The 24,672-nt window shown below is 66.4% G+C and carries 21 protein-coding genes and 1 pseudogene; 13 read left to right on the top strand and 9 right to left on the bottom strand.

The genetic code is table 11. The annotated features are described in order from the left end of the window. Both ACGVWT_RS15075 and ACGVWT_RS15070 read left to right on the top strand, forming a co-directional pair. A pseudogene (locus ACGVWT_RS15075) lies at window positions 1–218 on the top strand (hypothetical protein); the annotation flags it as partial. An 88-nt stretch (window positions 219–306) separates the two neighbouring features. Then, window positions 307–654 carry a tetratricopeptide repeat protein gene (locus tag ACGVWT_RS15070; protein ID WP_315462945.1) on the top strand — a complete coding sequence of 116 codons (348 nt, stop codon included), beginning with the start codon at window positions 307–309 and terminating at the stop codon, window positions 652–654. 49 nt (window positions 655–703) lie between these two features. Here the strand turns inward: ACGVWT_RS15070 and dcd are convergent, their stop codons facing one another. Then, window positions 704–1,258 (bottom strand): dCTP deaminase, encoded by a 555-nt coding sequence (gene dcd / locus ACGVWT_RS15065; RefSeq protein ID WP_017979400.1) that lies wholly within the window; start codon window positions 1,256–1,258, stop codon window positions 704–706. A 91-nt stretch (window positions 1,259–1,349) separates the two neighbouring features. Between dcd and ACGVWT_RS15060 the strand changes: the two genes are divergently transcribed. The 4 genes from ACGVWT_RS15060 to ACGVWT_RS15045 are packed head-to-tail and all read left to right on the top strand — an operon-like array spanning window position 1,350 to window position 4,610. Then, a complete protein-coding gene (locus ACGVWT_RS15060; RefSeq protein WP_315462944.1) occupies window positions 1,350–1,811 on the top strand; it encodes an NUDIX domain-containing protein in 462 nt (153 codons plus the stop codon). Between the two features lie 31 nt (window positions 1,812–1,842). Then, on the top strand, window positions 1,843–2,211 hold the full coding sequence (locus ACGVWT_RS15055; RefSeq protein WP_315462943.1) for a nuclear transport factor 2 family protein: 369 nt from the start codon (window positions 1,843–1,845) through the stop codon (window positions 2,209–2,211). Window positions 2,212–2,263: 52 nt separating this feature from the next. Continuing rightward, complete coding sequence (locus ACGVWT_RS15050; protein WP_315462942.1) at window positions 2,264–3,931, top strand: NAD(P)/FAD-dependent oxidoreductase; 1,668 nt, start codon at window positions 2,264–2,266, stop codon at window positions 3,929–3,931. A 55-nt stretch (window positions 3,932–3,986) separates the two neighbouring features. Beyond that, entirely contained in the window at window positions 3,987–4,610 is a 624-nt protein-coding gene (locus ACGVWT_RS15045; protein WP_116462676.1) for a TetR/AcrR family transcriptional regulator, read from the top strand. A gap of 12 nt (window positions 4,611–4,622) precedes the next feature. Here ACGVWT_RS15045 and ACGVWT_RS15040 read toward each other — a convergent pair whose 3' ends face one another. Next, complete coding sequence (locus tag ACGVWT_RS15040; RefSeq protein WP_243403037.1) at window positions 4,623–5,273, bottom strand: TetR/AcrR family transcriptional regulator; 651 nt, start codon at window positions 5,271–5,273, stop codon at window positions 4,623–4,625. A 101-nt stretch (window positions 5,274–5,374) separates the two neighbouring features. On the opposite strand from ACGVWT_RS15040, the gene ACGVWT_RS15035 reads away from it, so the two are divergent. Genes ACGVWT_RS15035 through ACGVWT_RS15025 form a run of 3 tightly spaced genes read left to right on the top strand, consistent with a single transcriptional unit; the run spans window position 5,375 to window position 11,293 of the window. Next, the gene (locus tag ACGVWT_RS15035) at window positions 5,375–6,574 is read left to right on the top strand and encodes an efflux RND transporter periplasmic adaptor subunit (protein WP_394427062.1); all 1,200 of its coding nucleotides are present in this window, start codon (window positions 5,375–5,377) and stop codon (window positions 6,572–6,574) included. A 6-nt stretch (window positions 6,575–6,580) separates the two neighbouring features. Further along, the gene (locus ACGVWT_RS15030; protein ID WP_315462940.1) at window positions 6,581–9,778 is read left to right on the top strand and encodes an efflux RND transporter permease subunit; all 3,198 of its coding nucleotides are present in this window, start codon (window positions 6,581–6,583) and stop codon (window positions 9,776–9,778) included. Between the two features lie 6 nt (window positions 9,779–9,784). Continuing rightward, window positions 9,785–11,293, top strand: a complete 1,509-nt coding sequence (locus ACGVWT_RS15025; protein ID WP_315462951.1) for an efflux transporter outer membrane subunit — start codon at window positions 9,785–9,787, stop codon at window positions 11,291–11,293. A gap of 109 nt (window positions 11,294–11,402) precedes the next feature. Here ACGVWT_RS15025 and ACGVWT_RS15020 read toward each other — a convergent pair whose 3' ends face one another. The 3 genes from ACGVWT_RS15020 to ACGVWT_RS15010 form a co-directional block, all read right to left on the bottom strand. Further along, a complete protein-coding gene (locus ACGVWT_RS15020) occupies window positions 11,403–12,428 on the bottom strand; it encodes a glycosyltransferase family 1 protein (protein ID WP_315462939.1) in 1,026 nt (341 codons plus the stop codon). Further along, on the bottom strand, window positions 12,428–13,294 hold the full coding sequence (locus tag ACGVWT_RS15015) for a UDP-2,3-diacylglucosamine diphosphatase (protein ID WP_315462938.1): 867 nt from the start codon (window positions 13,292–13,294) through the stop codon (window positions 12,428–12,430). The genes ACGVWT_RS15020 and ACGVWT_RS15015 overlap by 1 nt, the downstream gene beginning before the upstream one ends. Window positions 13,295–13,390: 96 nt before the next feature. Next, window positions 13,391–15,031, bottom strand: coding sequence for an inorganic phosphate transporter (locus tag ACGVWT_RS15010; protein ID WP_315462937.1), 1,641 nt, complete (start codon window positions 15,029–15,031; stop codon window positions 13,391–13,393). Between the two features lie 143 nt (window positions 15,032–15,174). Between ACGVWT_RS15010 and ACGVWT_RS15005 the strand changes: the two genes are divergently transcribed. Further along, window positions 15,175–16,269, top strand: a complete 1,095-nt coding sequence (locus tag ACGVWT_RS15005; RefSeq protein WP_315462950.1) for a mechanosensitive ion channel family protein — start codon at window positions 15,175–15,177, stop codon at window positions 16,267–16,269. Here ACGVWT_RS15005 and ACGVWT_RS15000 read toward each other — a convergent pair. From ACGVWT_RS15000 to otsB, 3 genes are read right to left on the bottom strand one after another with little or no spacing between them, the layout of a single operon-like run. After that, window positions 16,217–17,617, bottom strand: a complete 1,401-nt coding sequence (locus ACGVWT_RS15000; protein ID WP_315462949.1) for a trehalose-6-phosphate synthase — start codon at window positions 17,615–17,617, stop codon at window positions 16,217–16,219. The two genes, ACGVWT_RS15005 and ACGVWT_RS15000, sit on opposite strands and share 53 nt — an antisense overlap. Then, window positions 17,614–19,395: a glycoside hydrolase family 15 protein gene (locus tag ACGVWT_RS14995; RefSeq protein ID WP_116462684.1), complete on the bottom strand. Its 1,782-nt coding sequence runs from the start codon at window positions 19,393–19,395 to the stop codon at window positions 17,614–17,616. Before ACGVWT_RS14995 ends, ACGVWT_RS15000 begins: the two co-directional genes overlap by 4 nt. After that, on the bottom strand, window positions 19,392–20,138 hold the full coding sequence (gene otsB / locus ACGVWT_RS14990) for a trehalose-phosphatase (RefSeq protein ID WP_315462936.1): 747 nt from the start codon (window positions 20,136–20,138) through the stop codon (window positions 19,392–19,394). The genes ACGVWT_RS14995 and otsB overlap by 4 nt, the downstream gene beginning before the upstream one ends. Window positions 20,139–20,438: 300 nt before the next feature. Here otsB and ACGVWT_RS14985 point away from each other — a divergent pair, with 300 nt between their 5' ends. Together ACGVWT_RS14985 and ACGVWT_RS14980 are read left to right on the top strand one after the other, a co-directional pair. Then, the gene (locus ACGVWT_RS14985; RefSeq protein WP_315462935.1) at window positions 20,439–20,747 is read left to right on the top strand and encodes a hypothetical protein; all 309 of its coding nucleotides are present in this window, start codon (window positions 20,439–20,441) and stop codon (window positions 20,745–20,747) included. A gap of 47 nt (window positions 20,748–20,794) precedes the next feature. Continuing rightward, window positions 20,795–21,799, top strand: coding sequence for a glycosyltransferase family 2 protein (locus tag ACGVWT_RS14980; RefSeq protein WP_315462934.1), 1,005 nt, complete (start codon window positions 20,795–20,797; stop codon window positions 21,797–21,799). 128 nt (window positions 21,800–21,927) lie between these two features. Here ACGVWT_RS14980 and ACGVWT_RS14975 read toward each other — a convergent pair whose 3' ends face one another. Next, complete coding sequence (locus tag ACGVWT_RS14975) at window positions 21,928–22,470, bottom strand: pseudouridine synthase (RefSeq protein ID WP_315462933.1); 543 nt, start codon at window positions 22,468–22,470, stop codon at window positions 21,928–21,930. Window positions 22,471–22,671: 201 nt separating this feature from the next. Here ACGVWT_RS14975 and ACGVWT_RS14970 point away from each other — a divergent pair, with 201 nt between their 5' ends. Continuing rightward, complete coding sequence (locus ACGVWT_RS14970) at window positions 22,672–24,630, top strand: bifunctional diguanylate cyclase/phosphodiesterase (protein ID WP_315462932.1); 1,959 nt, start codon at window positions 22,672–22,674, stop codon at window positions 24,628–24,630. Window positions 24,631–24,672: the final 42 nt, after the last annotated feature.

The raw sequence follows: 24,672 nt of genomic DNA, 5'->3' as shown, positions 1-24,672 counted from the left end.
AGCACGGCCCTGTCTCCGGGGGGGCGACATCATCTCGGAACGAAGGGGCGCAATCATCTCGGAAACGAGGGGCGGCTTCATCGGAATCGGCATCGCCGGACCTGCGCCGCTATGCGATCGGCGCGCAGTTGCGCCCGAGCGCGCTGCATTTGCACGATATTGCCGGCTTCTACGCGGGTCTGGGGGACCGCATCGTCCGGAGTTCACCGGATAGCTGATCAAATCGCTTGCGACCCTGTCTCCGAAGTGACACGTTAGTGTCATAAAAGTGAAACCTGCTCGTCATGCAGGGAAGGAGATGGTGCTATGCGTGTGATGATGGCAGCAACGCTCGCGGGTGCATGTCTGGCGACGCCGGCTCTGGCGGCGGACCGCACCGGCTATCAGGCGATCGCAGCCGGCGATTTCGCCACGGCTGCGAAGCAGATCGAGGCGGAGCGACGGATTTTTCCGGACCGTCCCGAACTCATGCTCAACCTTGCGGCGGCCTATCTGCGCACCGGTCGGACGGCGGATGCCCGTGCGCTCTATCGCGGCGTCCTGGAGCGGCCGGCGGTGGCGATGGACATGCCGAACGGCGCCGTGCTCTCGTCGCATGATGTGGCGACGCGGGGCCTGTCACGGCTGACGCCGACGACGCTCGCGACGCGCTGACCCGGCAGGCGGCCCCGCAGCCGGGCGGCTCGGGGCAAGCCCGTGCGGATTACAGTCGGGGCAGGGTGACCCCGCGCTGGCCCATATATTTGCCGGCCCGATCGGCGTAGCTCGTCTCGCAGGGTTCGTTGCCCTTCAGGAACAGGAACTGGCACGCGCCTTCATTGGCGTAGATCTTGGCGGGCAGCGGGGTCGTGTTGGAGAATTCCAGCGTGACATGGCCTTCCCAGCCAGGCTCCAGCGGCGTGACGTTCACGATGATGCCGCACCGGGCGTAGGTCGACTTGCCCAGGCAGATGACGAGCACATCGCGCGGCACGCGGAAATATTCGACGGTACGGGCCAGCGCGAAGCTGTTCGGCGGAATGATGCACACGTCGGTCTTGCGATCGACGAAGCTGTTCGAGGCGAAGTCCTTGGGGTCCACCACCGCGCTGTCGACGTTGGTGAAGATCTTGAACTCATCCGCCACGCGCGCGTCATAGCCGTAGGACGAGAGGCCATAGCTAATACAGCCGTCGCGACGTTGGCTTTCGACGAAGGGCTCGATCATCGCCTGCGTCTGCGCGGCCTCGCGAATCCAGCGGTCGGACAGGATGGACATGAACGGCTCCCCTTGAACCCGCGCGTCATTGCCGGTTCGGCGGGCAAGGGCAAGCTTTCGGACGCCTGCGCGACCCGATAGGATATGCGGGATGCGTCCGCTGATCGATCTCGCCTATCGCTTGCGCCGCCGCGCGATGGCGCTTGTCGGGTGGCGGACGCGGGGCGTGAAGGTGATGGCCTTCGACCCGTCGGGCCGGGTGCTGCTGGTACGGCATCGTTATGGCCGGTCCGATCTGTGGATGCTGCCGGGCGGTGGCATCGCGCGCGGAGAAGCCCCGATTGCGGCGGCTGTGCGCGAGTTGATGGAAGAAACCGGGTGCCGGCTGGATGCGGCGGCGATCGTCGGACAATGGGAAGCGCGCGCCGAGGGACGGCGCGATACGGTATGGCTCGTTCGGGGCTCGACCGGCGACACGCCGCAGATCGATGGCGTCGAACTCGCCGAGGCGTGCTTCTTCGCACCCGATGTATTGCCCGCCGCGGCGTCTCCCGCGACGCGGCGGCGGGTGGACGAGCTGCTGGGCCGTAGAGTATCGGATGGACGGTGGTAGCGATGCTGCCGTCGTTGCGCAGGGGGGTGGCATGAATGGCGTAGCAGAGGTCGCCCGCTGCGAAGCACGGTTGCGATCGGCGATGGTGGCGGGGGACGTTGCGACCCTGTCGTTGTTGGTCGATCCGGCGCTGGTCTTTACCGGACCCGACGGCAGCGTCCTGACTCGGGAGCAGGATCTGTCTGCGCATGCCGAGGGCCTGCTGAAGCTGAGCCGCCTCGATCTGTCCGAAACCCGCTATACCGTCATTGGCGACATGGTGCTCGTAACGACGAAGGCGACGCTCGTCGGTCGGTTCGCAGATGCCGTGATCGATGGACATTATGCCTACACCCGCCTCTGGCGGCAGACGGGCACGGGTTGGGCCGTCGTGGCAGGGCAGGCGGCGCGCATCGGTTAGGCGATCCCGACGCGGACTGGCGAGGGCCCACCGCATCGGCTATCCGGGCGGCATGCTGCGCATCAATGAGCTGAAACTCCCCCTCAATCATCCCGAGGAGGCGCTGGCAGCGGCGATCCGGGATCGGCTGCGGATCGGGCCGCGCGATCTGGTGCGCTATACGGTGGCGCGGCGGGCGAACGACGCGCGCGACAAGATGGATATCCAGCTCGTCTATTCGGTCGATGTGACGGTGAAGAACGAGGGCACGGTGCTGGCCCGCTGCCGCCGCGACCGCAACGTGGGGCCGACGCCGGACACCGGCTACCGCTTCGTCGCCAAGGCCCCCGCGGATTACACCGGACCGCGGCCGGTGGTGATCGGGACGGGGCCGTGTGGCCTGTTCGCCGGACTGATCCTTGCCCAGATGGGATTTCGCCCGATCATTGTCGATCGCGGCAAGGTGGTGCGTGAGCGGACCAAGGATACCTGGGGTCTGTGGCGTCGTAGCGAGCTTAACCCCGAATCGAACGTCCAGTTCGGTGAGGGCGGGGCGGGTACGTTTTCGGACGGCAAGCTCTACAGCCGGATCAAGGATTCGCGGCATCTCGACCGCAAGGTGCTGACTGAGTTCGTGAAAGCGGGCGCACCCGAGGAGATCCTGACCGAGGCGCACCCGCATATCGGCACGTTCCGGCTCGTCACGATGGTCGAGAGCATGCGCGCGTCGATCGAGGCGTTGGGCGGCGAATATCGCTTCGAACGCCGCGTGGACGGGATCGATGTCGCGGTCGACGCGGATGGCACACGCCGGATGCGGGGGCTGCACCTGCACAACGGCGACTATCTGGAGGCGGAGCAGGTGGTGCTCGCGGTCGGGCACAGCGCGCGCGACACGTTCGCGATGCTGCACGAGGCGGGCGTCTATATCGAGGCCAAACCCTTTTCGATCGGCGTGCGGATCGAGCACCCACAATCCTGGATCGATCAGGCGCGGTTCGGCCCCAATGCCGGCCATCCCATTCTGGGCGCGGCCGAATATCATATTTCGCATCACTGCTCGAACGGGCGGACTGTCTACAGCTTCTGCATGTGCCCGGGCGGCACGGTCGTGGCGGCGACATCCGAGGAAGGGCAGGTCGCTACCAACGGCATGAGCCAATATTCGCGCAACGAGCGCAACGCCAATTCGGGTTTCGTCGTCGCGATCGATCCGGCGCGCGACTATCCGGGCGATCCACTCGCTGGCATCGCGCTGCAGCGCCAGATCGAGAAACTGGCGTTCGTTGCGGGCGGATCGAGCTACAAGGCGCCGGCACAGCGGGTGGGGGATTTCCTGGCGGGGCGGCCGTCGACCGCGCTGGGATCCATCGCGCCGTCGTATCGGCCGGGCGTGACGCCGACCGACCTCGCGACCTGCCTGCCGGACTTCGTCATCGCGGCGATGCGCGAGGCGCTACCAGTCTTCGGGCGACAGATTGCGGGCTACGATCACCCCGATGTGGTGATGACGGGGGTGGAAACGCGCACCTCGTCGCCGATCCGCATCACGCGTGGCGAGGATTTGCAGAGCCTCAATACGATCGGCCTGTTTCCGGCGGGTGAGGGGGCAGGCTATGCCGGCGGCATCCTGTCGGCCGCGGTCGATGGTATCAAGATTGCCGAGGCGGTCGCGCGGCAGATCATGGGGACGAACGGCGCGGCTTCGCGGCAACGACAGCCCGGGAAGCGCGCCGCGTAAGCGGTAGTGCCGATACGGTGTTGTTCGGCGCGCCAGACTTTCTATACTGAGCGATATGGAAAGCGTTCTTACCGCGTCACCCGGCCCGTGTGCGAAGGGGCGTCCGCGGGAATTCTGCACGGATACGGCCCTTGCCGCGGCGCTGCGCGTCTTCTGGAGTAAGGGGTATGAAGGCACGTCGCTCGCCGACCTGACCGAGGCGATGGGGATCACGCGTCCCAGCCTGTATGCAGCGTTCGGCAACAAGGAGGCGCTCTTTCACAAGGCGCTCGACCTCTACGAGCAGGAAAAGCTGGAATATATGCGCGCGGCACTGGAGCAGCCGACCGCGCGTGGCGTCGCCGAGACGATCCTGCGCGGCGCATTGGCGATGCAGACGAGCCCAGGCGAGCCCAAGGGGTGCCTTGGCGTGATCGCCACCATGCCCTGCGGATCGGAGGCCGACTCGGTCCGGGGCGAGATGATCGCGCGTCGCGCCTCATCGCAGGCGGCGCTGGTCGAACGGTTCGAGCGGGCGAAGGCGGATGGAGATCTGCCCGCGGCGGTCGATATCGGTGGTCTCACCAGCTATCTGTACGCGCTGTTGCAGGGGATGGCGGTGCAGGCGGGATCGGGCGCCAAGCGCGACGAACTCGAGCGGATGGTCGACACCAGCCTCGCGATGTGGCCGAGCCGGTAGGAGCGCATCGGCTCAGGCGGTCTGCTGGGCTGCTCCTTCAGCGCGCATCGCATCGATCTCCCGATCGACGGTGACGATGAACGCCCGCGCAAGCGGGCCGCGATCGAAATCCCGGCGGATCAGCTCCTGATGCAGCATGCCGAGTGCCATCGTTGAAATCATGTCCGACAGGACCGCGCGCCGTTCCGCCATCCGCGGCGAGGGGGCGAGCATTTCCAGCGCATTGAGCATCAGGTCGCGGACGTCGTCGTTGACGCGGCGAAAGATCGCCGCAATCCGTTCGTTGCGCCCCGCCTCTGCGACGATTTCCGCGAACAGGCGCGAATTTTCGATATCGTCCGCTTCGTCCTCGGCAGTGATGAACTGGTGAAGCCAGTCGCGAACCAATGCCGCGTCGTTGTTGTCGATGGCGGCTCGCAGCGAGTCGCCTGCCATGAACGCGCAGCAATCGGCGTCAACGATTGCGGCAACGATATCTTCTTTCGCAGAAAAATCGCGATACAGCTGGCCGACCGCAATTCCCGATTCCTTCGCGATCTGGGCGATGCCGGTGCTGTGAAAACCCTTGTCTATAAAGAGCTTGCGGGCAGCCTCTATCGCGCGGTCGCGACGCGCGTCCGCCTTGTTCCTTGGTGCAGTGCAACAAAAATTCGCGTCGTTCATTCTATCCTCGTCCCGGCACGGGTTGACGCCCGTTCGAATCCGGTTGTACCAGAGCGTGAGTGATCGATCACTCACAAAAAATCAAAATCGGACATTTCGGTATGGCGGATAAGCGACACGGCGCGGCGACGCTAGCGTTGGCACTGGTTCTGGGCGGAACGCTGACGGGCTGCGGCGGCAAGGGGCAACAGCAGCAGCAGGCGCCGCAGGGGCCGCCGACGGTCGGCTATGCCGTCGTGCGCGAGCAGCCGGTGACGCTGACCACCGAATTGCCGGGGCGCACCACCGCCTTCGAAACGTCCGAGGTGCGGCCGCAGGTCAACGGCCTGATCCGCGCGCGTCTGTTCACGGAGGGTGACATGGTCCGCGCAGGCCAGCCGCTATATCGCATCGATTCCGCGCCCTATCAGGCGCAGGTCGCCAGTGCCCGTGCCGCGCTGGCCCGCGCGCGCGCTGCGATCGCGTCGAGTGAGGCGCTGGCGCGCCGCTATGGCGAGTTGGTCAAGATCAACGCCATCGCCCGCCAAGAGTATGAAAACGCCCAGACGAGCGCGCAGCAGGCACGCGCTGACGTTGCGGCGCAGCAGGCGGCGCTGCGTACGGCGCAGATCGATCTGGCGCGTACCACGATCCGCGCGCCGATCAGCGGCCGGATCGGCCGTTCGGTCTTCACCACCGGTGCGCTCGTCTCGGCGTCGCAGACCGAGGCGCTGGCGACGATCCAGCGGCTCGATCCCGTTTATGTCGATATCCAGCAATCTAGCGCCGATCTGCTGAAGCTGCGCCAGCAGATCATGGACGGTCAACTGCTGCGTGACGGAAACGCGCCGGTGAAGCTGACGCTGGAGGACGGCACGGCCTACGGTCCGCAGGGAACGCTGCGCTTCGCCGACGTCACCGTCGATCCGACGACCGGATCGCAGGTGATCCGTGCGCTCTTCCCCAATCCCAACGGATTGCTGCTGCCGGGCATGTTCGTGCGTGCGTCACTGGTGCAGGGCATCAAGCAGAATGGCATGCTGGTGCCGCAGCGCGCCGTGACCCGCGACGAAAAGGGGCAGGCGACCGCGATGGTGATCGGCGCCGATGGCAAGGTGCAGCCGCGCAGCTTGCAGACGACGCGGACGATCGGCGACAGCTGGCTCGTCACCGGCGGGCTGAAGCCCGGCGACAAGGTGATCGTCGAAGGCGGCATGATGCTGCGACCCGGTATGCCGGTGAAGGGCGAGCCGTGGAATCCGAACGCCAAGCCTGCCGGCGGTCCGCAAGGGCAGCCGCAGGCGCAGGGCCAGGCGAAGTAACGAACCATGGCACGCTATTTCATCGATCGACCCATCTTCGCATGGGTCATCGCCATCGTCATGATGCTGGCGGGCGCGATCGCGATCCGCAGCCTGCCGGTGGCGCAGTTTCCCGAAATCGCGCCGCCCGCGGTGGCGATCACTGCGAGCTATCCCGGCGCCGACGCCGAGACGCTGGAACGCACGACGACGCAGATCATCGAGCAGCAGCTGAAGGGCATCGACAACCTGCGCTATTTCTCATCCTCGTCCTCCTCGGCGGGTACGGTGACGATCACGCTGACCTTCGAACAGGGCACCAACCCCGACATCGCTCAGGTGCAGGTGCAGAACAAGCTGCAGGCGGCAACGCCGCTGTTGCCGCAGGAAGTGCAGCGCCAGGGCATTCAGGTGACGAAGTCTTCCGCCAGCTTCCTGCTGGTCGTCGGCCTCGTCTCCACCGATGGGTCGCATAGCAATACCGACCTGTCCGACATGGTCGTGTCGAAGTTCCAGGATCCGATCAGCCGGGTGTCCGGCGTCGGCGAGTTGCAGGTGTTCGGCGCGCAATATGCGATGCGCATCTGGCTCGATCCGATCAAGCTGAACAGCTATGCACTGACCGTCGCCGACGTGACGTCTGCGGTGCAGGCGCAGAACGCACAGGTTTCCGCCGGTCAGATCGGCGCACAGCCTGCTCCCAAGTCGCAGATGCTGAACGCGACCGTCAGCGTGCAGTCGCGCCTTCAGACGCCGGAACAGTTCGGCGCGATCCGGCTGAAGACCACCACCGCGGGCGCCGTCGTACGGCTGCGCGACGTGGCGCGGGTGGAACTGGGCGCGGAGAATTACGGCTTCGACGTTCAATATAACGGCAAGCCCGCGTCCGGTTTCGGCGTGCGCCTTGCCGCGGGTGCCAATGCGCTCGACACGGTGGAACTGGTCAAGGCGCGCGCGCAGGAGATCGGCAAGACGCTGCCCGCCGACGTCAAGGTCATCTACCCCTATGATACGACGCCGTTCGTGCGGCTGTCGGTGGAACAGGTGATCCACACGCTGATCGAGGCGGTCGTCCTCGTCTTCCTGGTGATGTTCCTGTTCCTCCAGAACTGGCGGGCGACGCTGATCCCGACGATCGCGGTGCCGGTGGTGCTGCTGGGCACCTTCGCGGTGATGGCGGTGGCAGGGTTCACCATCAACACGCTGACCTTGTTCGGCATGGTGCTCGCCATCGGCCTGCTGGTCGACGACGCGATCGTCGTGGTCGAGAACGTCGAGCGCCTGATCGTCACCGAACATCTCAGCCCCAAGGATGCGGCGCGCAAGTCGATGGACGAGATCAGCGGCGCGCTGATCGGCATCGGTCTGGTCCTGTCGGCGGTGTTCCTGCCGATGGCGTTCTTCGGCGGATCGACCGGGGTGATCTATCGCCAGTTCTCGATCACGATCGTGTCGGCGATGGTGCTGTCGGTCATGGTCGCGTTGATCCTGACGCCGGCGCTGTGCGCGACGATCCTGAAGCCGCACGACCCGAACAAGGTGGAGGGCAACGGGCCGTTCGCGCGCTTCTTCCGCTGGTTCAACGACCGGTTCGAACGCGGTCAGCAGAAGTACGAAGGTGGCGTGCGGCGCACCGCGCGCAGCTGGAAGCGGTCGCTCTTGGTCTATGCGCTGATCGTTGGCGGCATGGTGCTGGTGTTCACGCGCCTGCCCTCGGGCTTCCTGCCCGACGAGGATCAGGGCACGGTGCTGGCGCTGGTCCAGGGGCCGGCCGGCGCGACGAGCGCTCGCACGGACAAGGGTCTGACGCTCGTCCGCGACCATTTCCTGAAAGCCGAAGGTGCCAACGTCGCCGGCGTGTTCACGATCAACGGGTTCAGTTTCGCCGGTCAGGGGCAGAATGCCGGCCTGGTCTTCGTGAACCTGAAGCCGTGGGATGAGCGCAGCGGGGCCGACAACAAGGCGCAGGCGATCGTCGGCCGGGCAATGGGGGCGTTCAGCCAGTACAAGGACGGGCTGATCTTCGCGCTGGTGCCGCCGGCCGTGCAGGAGCTGGGCAATGCGACCGGCTTCGATGCGCAGCTGGTCGATACCGGGGGCATCGGTCACGAAAAGCTCGTGCAGGCGCGTAACATGATGCTGGGCATGGCGATGCAGGACAAGCGCCTGGCGCAGGTCCGCCCGCTGAGCCTGGACGACGCACCGCAGCTGAAGGTAAAGATCGACGAGGACAAGGCGCGCGCGCTGGGCCTCGACCTGGCCGACGTCAATTCGACGATCGCGACGGCGTGGGGTGGTGGTTACATCAACGACTTCATCGATCGTGGCCGCGTGAAGCGCGTCTACGTCCAGGCCGATGCGCCCTATCGCCTGAGCCCGGAGGATGTCGGCGATCTGTACGTGCGGAACGGCACGGGTCAGATGGTGCCGTTCACCGCCTTTGCGACGCTGGAATGGGCGAACGCGCCGGTGCAGTTGACCCGCTACAATGGCCAGCCCGCAATGCAGTTGCAGGGTTCGCCGGGTGCGGGGCTGAGCACGGGTGCGGCGATGCAGGCGATGGAGGAAATCCACGCCAAGCTGCCGCCGGGCACCGCGCTCGAATGGACGGGCCTGTCCTTTGAGGAACGGCTGTCTGGCGGTCAGGCACCTGCGCTATACGGCCTGTCGCTGCTGATCGTGTTCCTGTGCCTCGCTGCGCTGTACGAAAGCTGGTCGGTGCCGATCTCGGTGATGCTGGTGGTGCCGCTCGGCGTGCTGGGCGCGGTGTTGGCGGCGTGGCTCACCGGCCTCAACAACGACATCTATCTGCAGGTCGGCCTGATCACGACGATCGGTGTGTCGGCGAAGAATGCGATCCTGATCGTGGAGTTCGCCGAAGAGCGGATCAACGAAGGCATGCGGCCGTTCGATGCGGCAGTGGAGGCGGCCAAGCTGCGTCTGCGCCCGATCCTGATGACCAGCCTCGCCTTCATCTTCGGCGTGTTGCCGCTGGCGATCTCGACCGGCGCAGGTGCGGGCGGTCAGAATGCGATCGGTCGTGCGGTGGTCGGCGGCATGCTGTCGGCGACGCTGCTCGCGATCTTCTTCGTGCCGATGTTCTTCGTCGTGGTGCTGCGCCTGTTTGGGCACGGCCATGACGGCAAGCGGCCCGTCGAGGATCGGCCGCATGACAGCAATGACGTGGACGGCGAGGGCGATGCGCCCCGTCCGCAGGGAGCCTGAGTGGTGATGACACGCAAAATCGTCCTCGCGCTGCTGAGCGCCAGCGCGCTCGCGGGGTGCAATCTCGCACCGAAATACGTTCGGCCCGAAGGCGCGGTGCCGGTGGCCCTGCCGCAGGGCGGCGTCTATCCGGCCGCCGCGACCGATGCGCCCGACGTCAGCAAGATCGGCTGGCAGACGTTCTTCACCGACGACCGCCTGCGCAAGACGATCGCGCTGGGGCTGGAGAACAACCGCGATCTGCGGGTCGCGGCAGCCAACGTTCTGCAAGCACGGGCGCAATATCGCATCCAGCGGGCTGATCTGGTGCCGTCGACCACGGTGTCGGGGTCGGGGACCTATACCAACAACATCTTCGGCGGGGCTTCCGCCGGGGCGGGCGCTGGCGCGGGTAGCGGTGCAGGTGCAGGTGCCGGAGCGGGTGCGGGAACCGGTGGCGGTGTGGGTGCCGGGGCCGGCGGCGCGGCGGTCGGGTCCAATTCGTCGAATCTGGAATTCTATTCGGTCAACGCTGGCTTCTCCGCCTTCGAGCTCGACCTGTTCGGCCGTGTCCGCAACCTCAATCGCGCGGCGCTGGAACAGTATTTCGCGACGGAGGAAGCGCAACGCGCCGCGCGGATCAGCCTGATCGCGGAGATCGCGACGGCCTGGGCGACCCTGGGGTCGGATCAGGACCAGCTGCGCATCTCTCAGGAGACGCTGAAGGCGTTCGAGCAATCGCTGGAGCTGACGCGGGCGCAGTTCCGCATCGGTGTCGCATCCGAACTGGAAGCGCGGCAGGCCGAAACGAGCTATCAGAGCGCACGCAACGATATCGCCGTGCTGAAGACTCGGGTGGCGCAGGACAAGAATGCGCTCGACCTGCTGGTGGGCACGCCGGTGACGGCCGACCTGCTGCCGCAAGGGCTGGGCAATGGCGATGCGGCGTTGCAGGTGCTGCCCGCAGGCCTGTCGTCCGAGGTCCTGCTGCGTCGGCCCGATGTGTTGCAGGCCGAGCATCAGCTGATCGCGCAGAATGCCAATATCGGCGCGGCGCGAGCGGCCTTGTTTCCGCGCATCTCGCTGACGGCGACGCTGGGTACGATCAGTACGGCGCTGAGCGGGCTCTTCGCGGGGGGCAGCTTCACCTATACCGGCGCCCCGTCGGTATCGCTGCCACTGTTCGATGGCGGACGGCTGCGCGGCAATGTCGATTATGCGCGCGCGTCGCAGCAGGCGGCGGTGTCGACCTATGAGAAGACGGTGCAGACCGCTTTTCGCGAGGTCGCCGACGCGCTGGCACAGCGCGGCACGATCGACGAGCAGATTGCGGCGCAGACCGCCCGCGTCGGGGCGGCGAACGTAGCGCTGCGCATTTCCGACGCACGCTATCGGGCGGGCGTGGAATCGTTCCTCAACACGCTGGATTCGCAGCGCTCCGCTTATTCGGCACAGCAGCAGTTGGTGACGACCCGACTGACACGCATCAGCAACCTTGTCGAACTATACCGCTCGCTGGGTGGTGGACTCGAGTAAACCATTTAACCCGTTCACCGTGCCGCAAGAGCGGACAGCAATCGAAGGCGCGGCACGGTGAACCCCGCAAGGCGGCGATAGCGCGCCTGCGTTTCGTGCTGGCCGACAGCTAGGCCGCGCGGCTTTCCACCACTCGCAACGGGGCGAGGCTGTCGAGGAACTGGGCCGCGCTGCTCGCCCAGGTGAAGCGGGCGGCATACGCAATGCAGGTCGCCCGGTCGCGAGTTAGCGCGCGCGGGATGGCGGCGTCGAGGTCGGCGTCGATCGCACCGATGCTCTCGTCCAGCACGTCCATCGGCCCCGGTGCCGGGAGTGCCGCGACGGGGGTGCCACAGGCGAGCGCCTCGATCATCACCAGTCCGAACGTGTCGGTGCGGCTTGGGAAGACCAGCACATCGGCGCTGCGATAGGCCGCGGCGAGGTCCGCGCCGAAGCGTGGTCCCAGGAAATGCGCCTGCGGGTAGCGTGCCGTCAGCATCGCCAGCGCCGGCCCGTCGCCCACGACCACCTTGCTGCCGGGCGTCGTCGACTGGAGGAACCCCTCGATATTCTTTTCGACCGCGACGCGGCCAACGTAGAGCTGGGTCGGGCCTGGCAATGCCGTGATGACCGGATCGCGCGGCCCATCGGCGGTAAAGGTCGCGAGGTCGACGCCCCGGCCCCAACGGCGCAGGTGCGGCAGTCCATGGGCGCGCAGCACCGCATCGACCGAGGGGGTCGAGGTGAGAATGGCGTCGGCGGCCGCGTGGAACCAGCGAATATAGCGCCAGATCCATTCGGCATTCACGCCGGTGCGTGCCGCGACATAATCGGGAAATTGCGTGTGATAGGCGGTGGTGAAGCGCACGCCTTCGCCGACGCACCAGCGCCGCGCGGCAAGGCCCAGGGGACCTTCGGTGGCGATATGCACCGCATCCGCGTCGAAGTCGCGGATCAGCCGCCCGATCGTGCTACTGCGCGCCAGCGCCAGCCGGATTTCGGGATAGCTGGGGCAGGGCAGGCTGGCGAAGCGATCGGGCGAGATCACGAGCAATTGATGGCCCTGCGCCTCCAACTCGTCGCGGACGGCGGTGAGCGTGCGGACCACGCCGTTGACCTGGGGCGCCCAGGCGTCGGTGACGAGGGCGATGCGCATCAGGCGGCGCGGGTCACGCTATCGGTGCTGGCCGGCGCGTTGCGTGCCGCAATCTCGTCCGCCCAATGGAGCAGCTCCATGCGGCCGTCGAAATGTTCGACGAGGGCGGTGCAGCCCTCCACCCAATCGCCGTCGTTGTAATAAGCGACGCCCTGGATATCGCGGATTTCGGCGGTGTGGATGTGCCCGCACACCACGCCATCGACGCCGCGCGATCCCGCGGCATGGGCGACGACCTCTTCGAAATGCGAGATGAAGGCGACGGCGTTCTTCACCTTTGCCTTGGCATGCTTCGACAGCGACCAATAGGGCAGGCCGAGCCAGCGCCGCGCGACGTTGAGCCACTGGTTCACCACCATCAGCGCGGTGTAGGCGCTATCACCGATGAACGCGACCCAGCGGTGGGCAAGGGTGATCGCGTCGAATTCGTCGCCGTGCAGCACCAGCAGGCGGCGGCCGTCGGCGGTGGTGTGGATCGCCTTGCGGCGGATCTTGACGCCGCCGAAGTCCATGCCGGCGAACTGGCGAAACACCTCGTCATGGTTCCCGGGGATATAGGTGACGCGGGTGCCGCGCTTGGCACGCTTCATCAGGCGCCAGACGACGTCGTTGTGGCTCGCCGGCCAGTAGAAGCGCTTCTTGAGGCGCCAGCCATCGATGATGTCGCCGACGAGATAGAGCTGGTCGCTGTCGACATGGTCGAGGAAGTCGATCAGCATGTCGGCATTGCAGCCGCGGGTGCCGAGGTGGACGTCCGAAATCCAGATCGTGCGATAGCGGCGGCGCGTGACGCCCGCAGCCTCCGGCACGGTCGGCCGCTGGGGCACGAAAGCGAGGATATCGGCGGTGGTCGTGTCGGTGGTCATGCGTGGCCCCCTCGGGAACCCGCTGTTCCCTCATGGGTGATGCATAGCCTGTCGATGTGACGCCGCGGTCACGGCGAGGTTACGGAAGTGTTGCGCTTATGCGGCCATCGTCGTGCGCAGCACGGTCAGCAGGATCCAGTAGAGCACGCCGGACAACAGCATCGCGGCGGGCAGCGTCATGAACCATGCGAGCGCCATGTTGCGCACGGTGCGCCATTGCAGGCCCGCGCCGTTCGCGACCGACGCACCGGCGACGCCCGACGACAGGATGTGCGTCGTCGACACCGGCCTGGCGAAGTGATCCGCAAGCAGGATCGTCGCTGCGGTCACCAGCTCGGCCGACATGCCCATGCCATAGGTGAGGTGGCTCTTGCCGATCCGTTCGCCGACGGTGACCACGATCCGTCGCCAGCCGACCATCGTGCCGAGGCCCAGTGCGATCGCGACGGTGATCTTCACCCAGAGCGGGATGTAGCGCGTGCCCTGCTCCAACCGACTGCCATAGGCCTTGATCCCGTCGATCTCGGCGGCGGTGAAGTGGGTGCGGGCGCCTTCGTCGGCGACGATCAGCTTGCCGGCGTCGAGGACGAGGTACATGTCGCCGCGTAGGTTGGGCGTGGCAGCGGCGGGCACCTTGCCGAGCGATCCGTAGCTTTCCAGCTTGTCGCCGACATCGCGCGACAGCGAGGCGAGCGCGCCGTACATGGCGGGCGTATCGACCCGGCGTTCGGCAAGCCCGCGCGTCACGGTGGCGCGGGCGATGTCGACCGTCGGCTCCGGCCCAGGCTGGCGTGCGTAGATTTCCGCGGCCGAGCGTGCCTGCGCCACAAAGGCAGGCGTCGCGCTTTCGGGGACGGTGCGATTCAACGCATACGCGGTGGGCGCGCAACCGATCAGGATCAGCATGATCAGGCCCATGCCCTTCTGCCCGTCGTTGCTGCCGTGCGCGAAGCTGACCGCGGTGCAGGTGGCGATCAGCGTCGCGCGAATGCCCCTGGGCGGCGGCGCCTGCGTGTCAGGTTCGCGATAGAGCTTGGGATCGCGGAGGAAGCGCTTCATCACCAGCAGCAGCACAAGGGCGGCGGTGAAGCCGATCAGCGGGCTGAAGAATAGCGCTGAGAAAACCTTTTCTGCCTGATGCCAGTCTACGCCCGACGTGCCGTTCAAACCCCGGGACAGCAACTGATTGGCGAGGCCGACGCCCAGGATCGAACCGATCAGCGCGTGGCTCGACGAATTGGGCAGGCCGACATACCAGGTCGCGAGATTCCACAGCACCGCCGCGAGCAGCAGCGCGAAGATCATCGCGAAGCCGCCCGCCGAGCCGGTGTTGATCACCAGATCCACGGGCAGCAACGTGATGATCGAATAGGCGACCGCACCCGACGAGGCGAGCACGCCCAGGAAGTTGAACACGCCCGACCAGACGACGGCCAGCGGCGCGGGCATGGCGTGGGTGTAGATCACGGTCGCGACGGCGTTGGCCGTGTCGTGGAAGCCGTTCACGAATTCGAAGCCGAGCGCGATCAGCAGCGCGAGGCCGAGGAACAGGAAGACGCTCGTCGCCAGCGTTTCGCCGACCTCTGCCGTATCTGTCAGGATGCTGGCGCCGGCATAGCCGAGCGCGCCGATCAGGACGGCGAGGAAGATCCACCGGCCGGCGGGGTGCAGGTGCCCGTCGAGCCGCGGGCCGCGTGCAGCCGTTTGGGGGGAAGCGGCGGAGAGCGTCGTAGCCATATGTCCGCGGTGGACCCTGTATGTGACGGGTTCGTGACAGCAGCCGATTCGAACCGTGCCGACAACGCACCGATCGACCATTGTGTTCGGGGCGGCGGAGCACGGGGCGGGAGCCTTTGCCGGCGTGGTGCGTGTTAGCGGCGATGCATATCCCCTATCTCGATATCGACCTGCCGGACTGGGCGGGGAAGCTTGGCGGCGTGCTGGCGTTCGCCCTGCTGCTGTCGCTGGTCCATCGTATCCTGTTCGCGGCGCTGCGCCGGCTGGCGGGACGGACTGCGACGAAGACCGACGATATCCTGATCGCACGGCTGGACCGGCCAAGTTTTTGGCTGGTGATCGTCATCGCGCTCGCCGCATCGGGGCCGGGGCTGGACCTGCCGCGCTATTGGGAGACGATCTGGCAGCGGGTGCTGGGGCTGCTGACGCCGGGCATCTTCGGCTGGATGCTGCTCGCCGGGCTCACCGCCTATCGGGACATCAGCGAGGTGCGGTTCGACATCACCGCCGCAGACAATCTGAGGGCGCGGCGGCGGCGGACGCGGATCGGCATCCTGCACCGGATCGGGGTGTTCGTGCTGATCCTGATCACGGCGATGATGATGCTGATGAGCATCCCGTCGGTGCGGACGATCGGGGTGACCCTGGCCGCCTCTGCCGGTGTGGCGGGCCTTGCCATCGGCGCCGCGGCACAGCCGGCACTGAAGAACCTGATCGCCGGTATCCAGATGGCCTTTACCGAGCCGATCCGGATCGACGACGTGGTCATCATCGACAACGAATGGGGGCGGATCGAGGATATCCGGCTGACCTATGTCGTGGTCCGGATCTGGGACGACCGGCGGCTGGTGGTACCGGTGTCGAAGTTCCTGGAGAACAGCTTCCAGAATTGGACCCGGGAGACGAGTGCGCTGCTGGGGTCAGTGTTCTGGTATCTTGATCCAGCGGCCGACGTGGCCCGGATCAGGGCGAAGCTGGAGGAGGTCGTCCGGGCCAGCCCCCGCTGGGATCAGCGGTTCTTCAACTGCCAAGTCACTGATTCAAAACAAGATGGGCTGATGGAGGTGCGCGGGCTGATGACCGCCAAGGATGCCTCCACCGCGTTCGATCTGCGGTGCGAGGTGCGTGAGGCGATCTATGCGTTCATTCGCGACGAGATGCCCGAGGCTCTGCCGCGCACCCGCATCATGCCGGCTCCTGCTCCATCTCCAGCGGGGCTTCCATCAGCGCCTCGGTAAAGGTCTTGCGCCACCAGCCGATATCCTCGCGCGTGATGACGTCCATCATCCGCTGCCAACGTTCGACGCGTTCCTCGCGCGGCATCCGCAGCGCGAGCATGATCGCGTCGGACATTTCTTCGGCCGAATAGGGATTGATGAGAACGGCGTCGGTCAGCTGGCAGGCGGCACCGGCGAAGCGCGACAGGATGAGGACGCCGGGGTCCTCCGGATTCTGCGCGGCGACATATTCCTTGGCGACGAGGTTCATCCCGTCGCGCAGGGGCGTCACCAGCCCGATCTTGGCGGCGCGATAGATGCCGGCGAGCACGTCGCGCGGATAGCCCTGGTTGACGTAGCGGATCGGCACCCAGTCGATATCGGCATAGGCGCCGTTGATCCGGCCCGCCAACCCTTCGAGATTGCTGCGGATCTTCTGATAGCTGCCGACGGTCGCGCGGCTGGGCGGCGCGATCTGGAGCAGCGTCACTTCCTTGCGCTCTTCCGGATGTTCGACGAGGAAGCGTTCGTAGCCGAGGAAGCGCTCTTCGAGCCCCTTCGAATAATCGAGCCGGTCGACGCCGACGATCATGTCGCGCCCGACGGCGGCGTCGCGCATCTGGCGGAAGGCGAGGCGGCCGCGCGTGCTGGTGGCGAGGCCGGCGAATTCCTTGGCATCGATGCCGATCGGGCAGGCCATGACGCGTACGCGGCGGTCGCCGAGCACCAGCTCGTCGCCCTCGACGATCGCGCCGAGTTCGGCGGTGCAATAATCGCGGAACGACGACAGCCATTCGTCGGTGTGGAAGCCGATGACGTCATAGGCGAACAGGCTGCGCACTAGCCCTTCCGCCTCGGGCAGGATGGCGAGCAGGCGGCGCGGCGGCCAGGGGATGTGGAGGAAGAAGCCGAGGCGGTTCTTCGCGCCGCGCTTGCGCAACTCCTGCCCCAGCGGGAACAGGTGGTAATCCTGGATCCAGACCGCGTCGTCTTCCTCGATCAGCGGCTGGACGGTGTCGGCGAAGCGTTCATTGACGCGCTGGTAGCCGCCGGCAAATTCCCGTTCGTATTCCGCCAGATCGACGCGATAGTGAAAGAGCGGCCACAGGGTGCGGTTCGCATAGCCGTTATAATATTCCTCGATATCCTGCTCTTCGAGGTCGACGGTCGCGGTGGTGACGCCTTCGTTGCGCTGAAAGGTGATCTGGCCGGTATATTCGTCGGTCCGCTCGCCCGACCAGCCGAACCACATGCCCTTGTATTCGCGCAGGGCAGAGGCGAGGGCGACGGCGAGGCCGCCCTGTGCCCCCCCGGATTTGGACCCCGAGGGGGCAGACACACGATTGGAAATGATGATCAGACGGCTCAGCGGATCGAACTCCAGGGTTTGGACAGCAGGACGGCGCAGTTGATCATGCCGACCAGCGAATAGGTCTGGGGGTAATTACCCCACAGCTCCAACGACGTAGGGTCGATGTCTTCGGACAGCAACCCTGACGCGGTGCGGCGTGCGAGCATCTCGTCAAAGAGCGCCCGCGCATCGTCGTGGCGGCCGGTGACGTGCAGCGCCTCGATCAGCCAGAAGGTGCAGACGTTGAACGCGGTTTCGGGCAGGCCGAAATCATCCTCGGTATCGTAGCGGAGCATGAAGCTGCCGCGGCGCAGGCCCTGTTCCACCGCTTCGAGCGTGCCGAGGAAGCGCGGGTCGGTGGGTTCGAAGAAGCGCAGGTCGAGCAGCTGGATCAGGCTGGCGTCGAGGTCGTCACCCGAGAAGGTCGCCGACATGCGGTTCGTGTCCGGCCGCCATGCCTTGTCCTCGATCACGCCGCGGATATGGTCGGCGCGATCCTGCCAGAGCGTGCAGCGATCCTCCATGCCCAGCGCATGCGCGGCATTGGCGAGCCGGTCGCACGCCGCCCAGCACATCGCGACCGAATAGGTGTGGACGCTCTGCCGGGTGCGCAGCTCCCACAGCCCCGCGTCGGGCTTGTCGTAATGCGTCCAGGCGCGTTCGCCGACCTGTTCCAGGCGGTGGAAATCCTCGACGGTGTTGAGGCGCAGCAGGCGCTGGTCGAAGAAGGCGTGGACGCTGCACAGCACGATCTGGCCGTAGGCGTCATATTGATGCTGCTCGTAGGCCGCGTTGCCGACGCGCACCGGGCCCATGCCGCGATAGCCCGCCAGTGCTGGCGCGAAGCGTTCGGTCAGCGTCGCTTCGCCGAGCACGCCGTACAGCGGCTGGATATGCCCGCCGCGCGCATCGTCGACGATGTTGCGGAGGTAGCCGAGATAGCCCTCCAGCACGTCTAGCGCGCCGAGGCGGTTGAGGGCCTGGACGGTGTAATAAGCGTCGCGGATCCAGCAGTAGCGATAGTCCCAGTTCCGCTCCGACCCGGCATGTTCGGGGATCGAGGTGGTGAGGGCAGCGACGATCGCGCCGGTTTCCTCATGCTGGCACAATTTCAGCGTGATCGCCGAGCGGATGACGACATCCTGCCATTCGAGCGGGATGGCGAGACCGCGCGTCCATTCCTGCCATTCGGCGATCGTCTGGGTGAGCATCGCCTCCATCGATTCCGCCAAATCGCCGCTGAAGCTTTCATCCGGGCCGAGGAAGAAGTGGAGCGGGCGTTCGAGGCGGAAGATGCGCTCTTCCTGGATCATGCCGATCGGTGCCGTGGTGGTGAGGCGCATCTGCATCGTATCGAGGTTGATACGCAGATGGTTCGACCCGCCGATCTGTTCGCGGCAGGCGCCGCCCCAGCCGCAGGTGGTGCGCAGCCGCATCGTCATGCGCGGCGATCCGGCGACCGGGCGTACGATGCGCGCGAAGGCGACGGGGCGGTAGGTGCGGCCTAAGCGATCGAAGCGCGGGCAGAAATCGATCACCTCCAGCGCGTTGCCGGCGCTGTCGGTATGCGTGCTGACCAGGATCGGGGTGTTGCGGATGTAATGCTGCTCGACCGACACCGAATCGGCGATCTCGACGCTCCAATAGCCGCTCTCCGGCTCGGCGCCGCCGACGAGGGCGGAGAAGATCGGATCGCCGTCGACGCGCGGCACGCACGCCCAGACGTAGCGGCCGGCGCGATCGATCAGCGCGCTGACCTGACAATTGCCGATCGGCCAGAGGTCTACGCTGGTCATGCGCTAAGGCTTTCGGTTGCGGCTTCGAGCCAGGAGAGGGTGTCGGCGACGCTGTCGAGGCGCCAGGCCGCGGCGGTGGCGCGGGGCGCGCCGATCAGGATGCCCGCACCGCCGAGCGTGGCGGCGGCGGCCATGGCGGGTTCGTCGGTATCGTCGTCGCCCAGGAAGACGGGTTTGTAGCCGGCGAGGGCGGGGGCCTGCATCATCTGACGCAGCGCGCTGCCCTTGTCGGCGCCGGCGACGCGCACCTCGACCATCATCTTGCCGGTCTGCAGGTGGAGGCCGGCATCGGTCGCGAGGCGGGTGGCGAGCTGCGTCGCGGCGGCTTCCGCCGTGGGAACGGCGCGGTAATGGAGCGCGGCGCCGAGGGGCTTTTCCTCGACCAGGACGCCCCGTGTTGCAGTTGCGAAGTCGTGCATGTCGGCAACAATACGGTCGAGCGCGGCGGGTCGTTCCGCTTGGCTGACGCGGCCGTCGGGCCAGGCGACCTCCAGCCCGTGGCTGCCGGAGATGGCGAAGGCGGGGGCGCCGAACAGCGCGCGGATGCCATCGACCGGGCGGCCGGAAATGATTGCGACGCGGCCGTCGAGCGCGGTGGACAGCCGGTCGATCAGCGCGGCGAGGCGCGCATCGACGCGGACGGCGTCGGGCCGCTCCTGCAATTCGACGAGCGTACCGTCGAAATCGAGGAACAACGCGGCATCGCGCAACAGGTCGGCGGGGGGCGGGGGGAGGTGCGTCACGGCGCCGCTGTCCGGGATCGGGGCGGGCGGGTCAAGCGGGTCCGGCGCCCGAGTCGGGATGCGCGGAAGTGGACGAAGTGGACGATACGTATTGTTCGGAAATGTCCCTCGTGCCGGGCCGCCGTGGGACGGGCGGGCGAGCGGAGGGCGCGAAGCATGGCGGGATCATAGCGGATCGGGGGCGTGTAGGACAGGGGGACAGGATTGCGGGAGCGGCCCTGGTCGCTCATCATCCCCGGTCGAGGCATCGCCGTCGGAGGATATATGCTCGCCTTTCGCACACTGCTGATCGTGGCTTGGGTGGCGCTGATCGCCTATACGGTGACCGTCATCGGCGATCACGGGTTGAACCTGATCCCGATCTTTTTCGGCGACATCGCGCGCGGCGCATGGCCCGGCCAGTTCAACGCCGATTTCATGTGTTTCCTGATGCTGTCGGCGCTGTGGACGGCGTGGCGTAATGGCTTCACGCCATCGGGCTGCCTGCTCGGCGTCGTGGCGCTGTTGGGCGGGGCGGCGTTTCTGTTGCCGTATCTGTTGATTTTGAGCCTTCGGGCGCGGGGCGATGTCGCGGTGATGCTGATGGGGCGGCACGTCGGAAGTCGTTAACCATCGCATGCGACAAGCGGCACAAGCCCGCCAGCGAAAGATCCCTTATGCCCGCCCCAACCATCGCCGCGACCCTGATCGTGCGGGACGAGGCGCGGTGTATCGCGCGGTGCCTGGCGAGCGTGGCGCCGTTCGTCGATCGGATGGTGGTGGTGGATACCGGGTCGGTCGACGATACCGTCGCGATCGCAAAGGGTTGCGGGGCGGAGGTGCATCGGCTCGACTGGCCCGACGATTTTGCTGCGGCGCGCAACCATGCGCTGGGGCTGGCGGATGCGGACTGGCATCTGGTGATCGATGCGGACGAGTGGATCGTCTCCGGCGGCGAGACTTTGCGGGACTGGTGCGCGACTGGCGAGCGGCTGGGGCGGGCGTGCGTCCTGAGCGACGATGGCGAGGGCGCGACGACGACGCGGAGCTGGATCACGCGGGTGCTGCCGCGCGGCGTGCGGTTCGAGGGGCGGGTGCATGAGCAGGTCGCCTCCGCTTTGCCGCGGGTGCGGACCGGGTTGCATATCGGGCATGACGGCTATCGGACGGCGCAGATTGCCCGCAAGCGCGATCGCAACCATCGGCTGTTGCTGGCGGAGCTCGCCGGGCGGCCGGGCGATGCGTATCTGCTGTACCAGATCGCCAAGGATGCCGACATGCGCGGCGACGGTGCGGCGTCGGCGGAAGGCTATGCACAGGCGGTGGCGGTGACGCCGCCGGACGCGGGCTGGCGGCATGAGCTGGTGACCTGCGCGATTCCGGCGCTGGCGAAGGCGGGGCGGCTGGGCGATGCGATGGCGTTGGCCGAGGCGGAGATGCCGCGCTGGGCGGCGTCGCCGGATTTCTTCTTCGTGCTGGGCGACCTGCTGCTCGATCATGCCATCGCCGATCCGGCGCGGGCGGTCGACCAGTGGCTGCCGCTGGCGAGCGGGGCATGGGAGCGGGCGATCGCGATCGGCGAGCGGCCCGATCTGGAGGGCAGCGTCGCGGGGCGGGGCAGTCACCTCGCCCAGCATAACCTCGACGTGGTGCGGGGGCAGCTGGCGATGCTGGGCGGTTAGGGGGGTATGTTGTGGTGAGGAACGTCATGCCAGCGCAGGCTGGCATCTCTTGGTCGTAGCGCGGGGCAGGGAGCGCGGGAGATCCCTGCCTGCGCTGCGATGACGCTTTTGCCTTGGCGAGGGTGACGTCAGGCGTCGCGCCATGCCCCCGGTGCAAGGCCGTCGAGCGTCCAGTCGCCGATCCGCCAGCGCACCAGGCGCAGCGTCGGATGGCCGACGGCGGCGGTCATGCGGCGGACCTGGCGGTTGCGGCCTTCGCGAATGGTGAGGCGTAGCCAGCGATCGGGGATCGCCTGGCGCACGCGGATCGGGGGCGTGCGCGGCCACAGGTCGGGCGGGTCGATCGCCTCCACCTCGGCGGGGCGGGTAGGGCCGTCCTTCAGCACGACGCCGGTGCGCAGCGCGGCGAGCGCGGCGGCGTCCGGCACGCCTTCGACCTGCACGACATAGGTCTTGGGCAGCTTGAACTTCGGATCGGCGATGCGCGCCTGGAGGCGGCCGTCGTCAGTCAGCAGCAACAGCCCCTCGCTGTCACGGTCGAGCCGGCCGGCGGGATAGACGCCGGGTATGTCGATGAAGCGCGACAGCGTGACGCGCTCCGCCGGCGTGCCACGATCGGTGAACTGGCTGAGCACGTCATAGGGTTTGTTGAAGAGAATCAGACGCGGCATGTCGGCTCGTGCAGAGAGGTTGGCCCGCTGTAGCGGCGCACGGCGATGCTGTCGAAGCGAGTGCAGGCCCAGCCGACACCATCGCCATTCCCTTGCCTTGTTCGCGACTTCGACCCGTAGCGATAATTTTTGTCAAAAACGGTCCAATCTAGACGGACCGTTTACCTTGGATTGCTACCCCGGCCGCATGGGGAAGGTGCGATGACCAAGGATTACGTTCGAGGCCAATCGGTCGAGCAGGCGAGTTTCGAGGCGCTGTCCCGCGTCTGCACCGCGATGTTCATCGCCTTGTGTGCGGATACGGCCGCCGTCGCGGCGGTGCATTCGATGGTGGCGCCATGGTGGGCGTGGGCGGTTTTCCCGGTGCTGTACCTCGTCCCCAAGGGCCTGTTCTGGTACGCATTGCTGTATCGGCGGCGCAACGCGATCCCCTCCACCGACGAATGCAAGCGTACGATGCGGCTCGTCAGCATCGAGCTGCCGCTGGGTATGTCGCTGCTGGTCGCGTGGCAGGTCTGGATTGCGCAATGGGCAACGTCCGACATGCGGCTGCTGCTGGCGCTGTGCATGGGTGGCCAGATGGTGTTCGTGCTGTTCGGGTTGCAGCATGTCCGCGTTGCATCGGTCCTCGCGGCGATCAGCTGTGTCGTCGGCGTCCTGCTGATCGCATCAGGCGCGGGCACGCATATCTGGGGCGTGGTGACGCTGCTGACTGGCGGTGTCGCGGGCCTCGCCTATGTCGCGAACCACAATTTCAACGATTTCGTCCGACTGGTCCGCTCGCGCCTGACGCTGGAAATCAAGACGGCGGAGATCGAGGCGCTGAGCGAGCAGAATTTCCGCATCGCCAACACCGACATGCTGACCGAGATCGGCAATCGCCGCAGCTGCTTCCACGATCTGGACAAGGCGCTCGCCGTCGCGCGGGACAGCGGGCAGCCGCTGACGCTGGGCATCATCGACCTCGACGGGTTCAAGTCGGTGAACGACAGCCATGGCCATGTCGTCGGCGACCGGCTGCTACGCGGGATGGCGGAACGGTTGCAGCAGGCGCTGGCCGGCATCGCCGACGTCTATCGCCTGGGCGGCGACGAATTCGCTTTGATCATCGCGAACGAACAGGACGAGACCCGGTTGCTCGGCATCGGCGAATCGATCATCGCCGAGGTGGGCAAGTCGATCCGCATCGGCGAACTGCGCCTGCAGGTTGGCTGTTCGATCGGCTTTGCAGCCTTCCCCCGCATGGCCGACAGCGGCGACGATCTGTACGCACGTGCCGATTACGCGCTGTTCCACGCCAAGCGGACGGGCCGGATGAAGCCGGTCGTGTTCAGCGAGGAGCATGAGCGTGACGTCCGCGAAGCGGCACTGCTGGAGCGCACCCTGCGTGCCGCCGACCTGGAGGCGGAGCTGTATCTGCAATTCCAACCGATCGTCGATTCGAGCCGGGATACCACGCTGCTGCTCGAATGCCTGGCGCGTTGGGACAGCCCGGTGCTCGGGTCGGTATCGCCGAGCAAGTTCATCCAGGTCGCCGAGCAATGCGGGTATATCTCGGCGCTGACCCCGGTGCTGCTCGACAAGGCGCTGCGCGCGATCACGCAATGGCCGGACGAGGTGGGCATTTCGTTCAACCTGTCAGGCCATGACATTGTCGCCGCCGATAAGGTGACGCGCCTGATCGAGATTCTGGAGCGGAGCGGCGTGCCGTCCCACCGCGTCGAGTTCGAGGTGACCGAAACCGCGCTGATGATGAATCTGGACGAGGCCCTGGCCAACATCCACCGGCTGAAGGCGACTGGCACGCGGATCTCGCTCGACGATTTCGGCACGGGTTATTCGTCGCTCAGCCAGATCCAGAAATTGCCGCTCGACAAGATCAAGGTCGACGGCAGTTTCGTGCGCGACCTGGCCGACAGCGAGGCAAGCCAGAAGATCGTGCGCTCGGTCAGCGCGCTGTCACGCGATCTGTCGCTCAGCTGTGTGGTGGAGGGCGTCGAGACGCAGGAGCAGCTCGATATCCTGCAGGACATGGGGTGCAGCCTGATCCAGGGCTATTTCTTCGCGAAGCCGCTGCGCGAGGCGGACGTGGGCGCGTTCCTGGCAGATCAGGCGAGAGCACGCGGACTGCGGCTGGTGCCGAAACAGAATGCAGCGTGAGGTTCACCGCCACGATCGGCATCGACGCACGGTGACACCCCG

The sequence above is a fragment of the Sphingomonas sp. S6 genome, from assembly GCF_043498045.1.
Lineage (GTDB): Bacteria > Pseudomonadota > Alphaproteobacteria > Sphingomonadales > Sphingomonadaceae > Sphingomonas.
The sequence above is the reverse complement of the archived record's forward strand: the minus strand, read 5'-3'. Positions and strand labels throughout refer to the sequence as shown.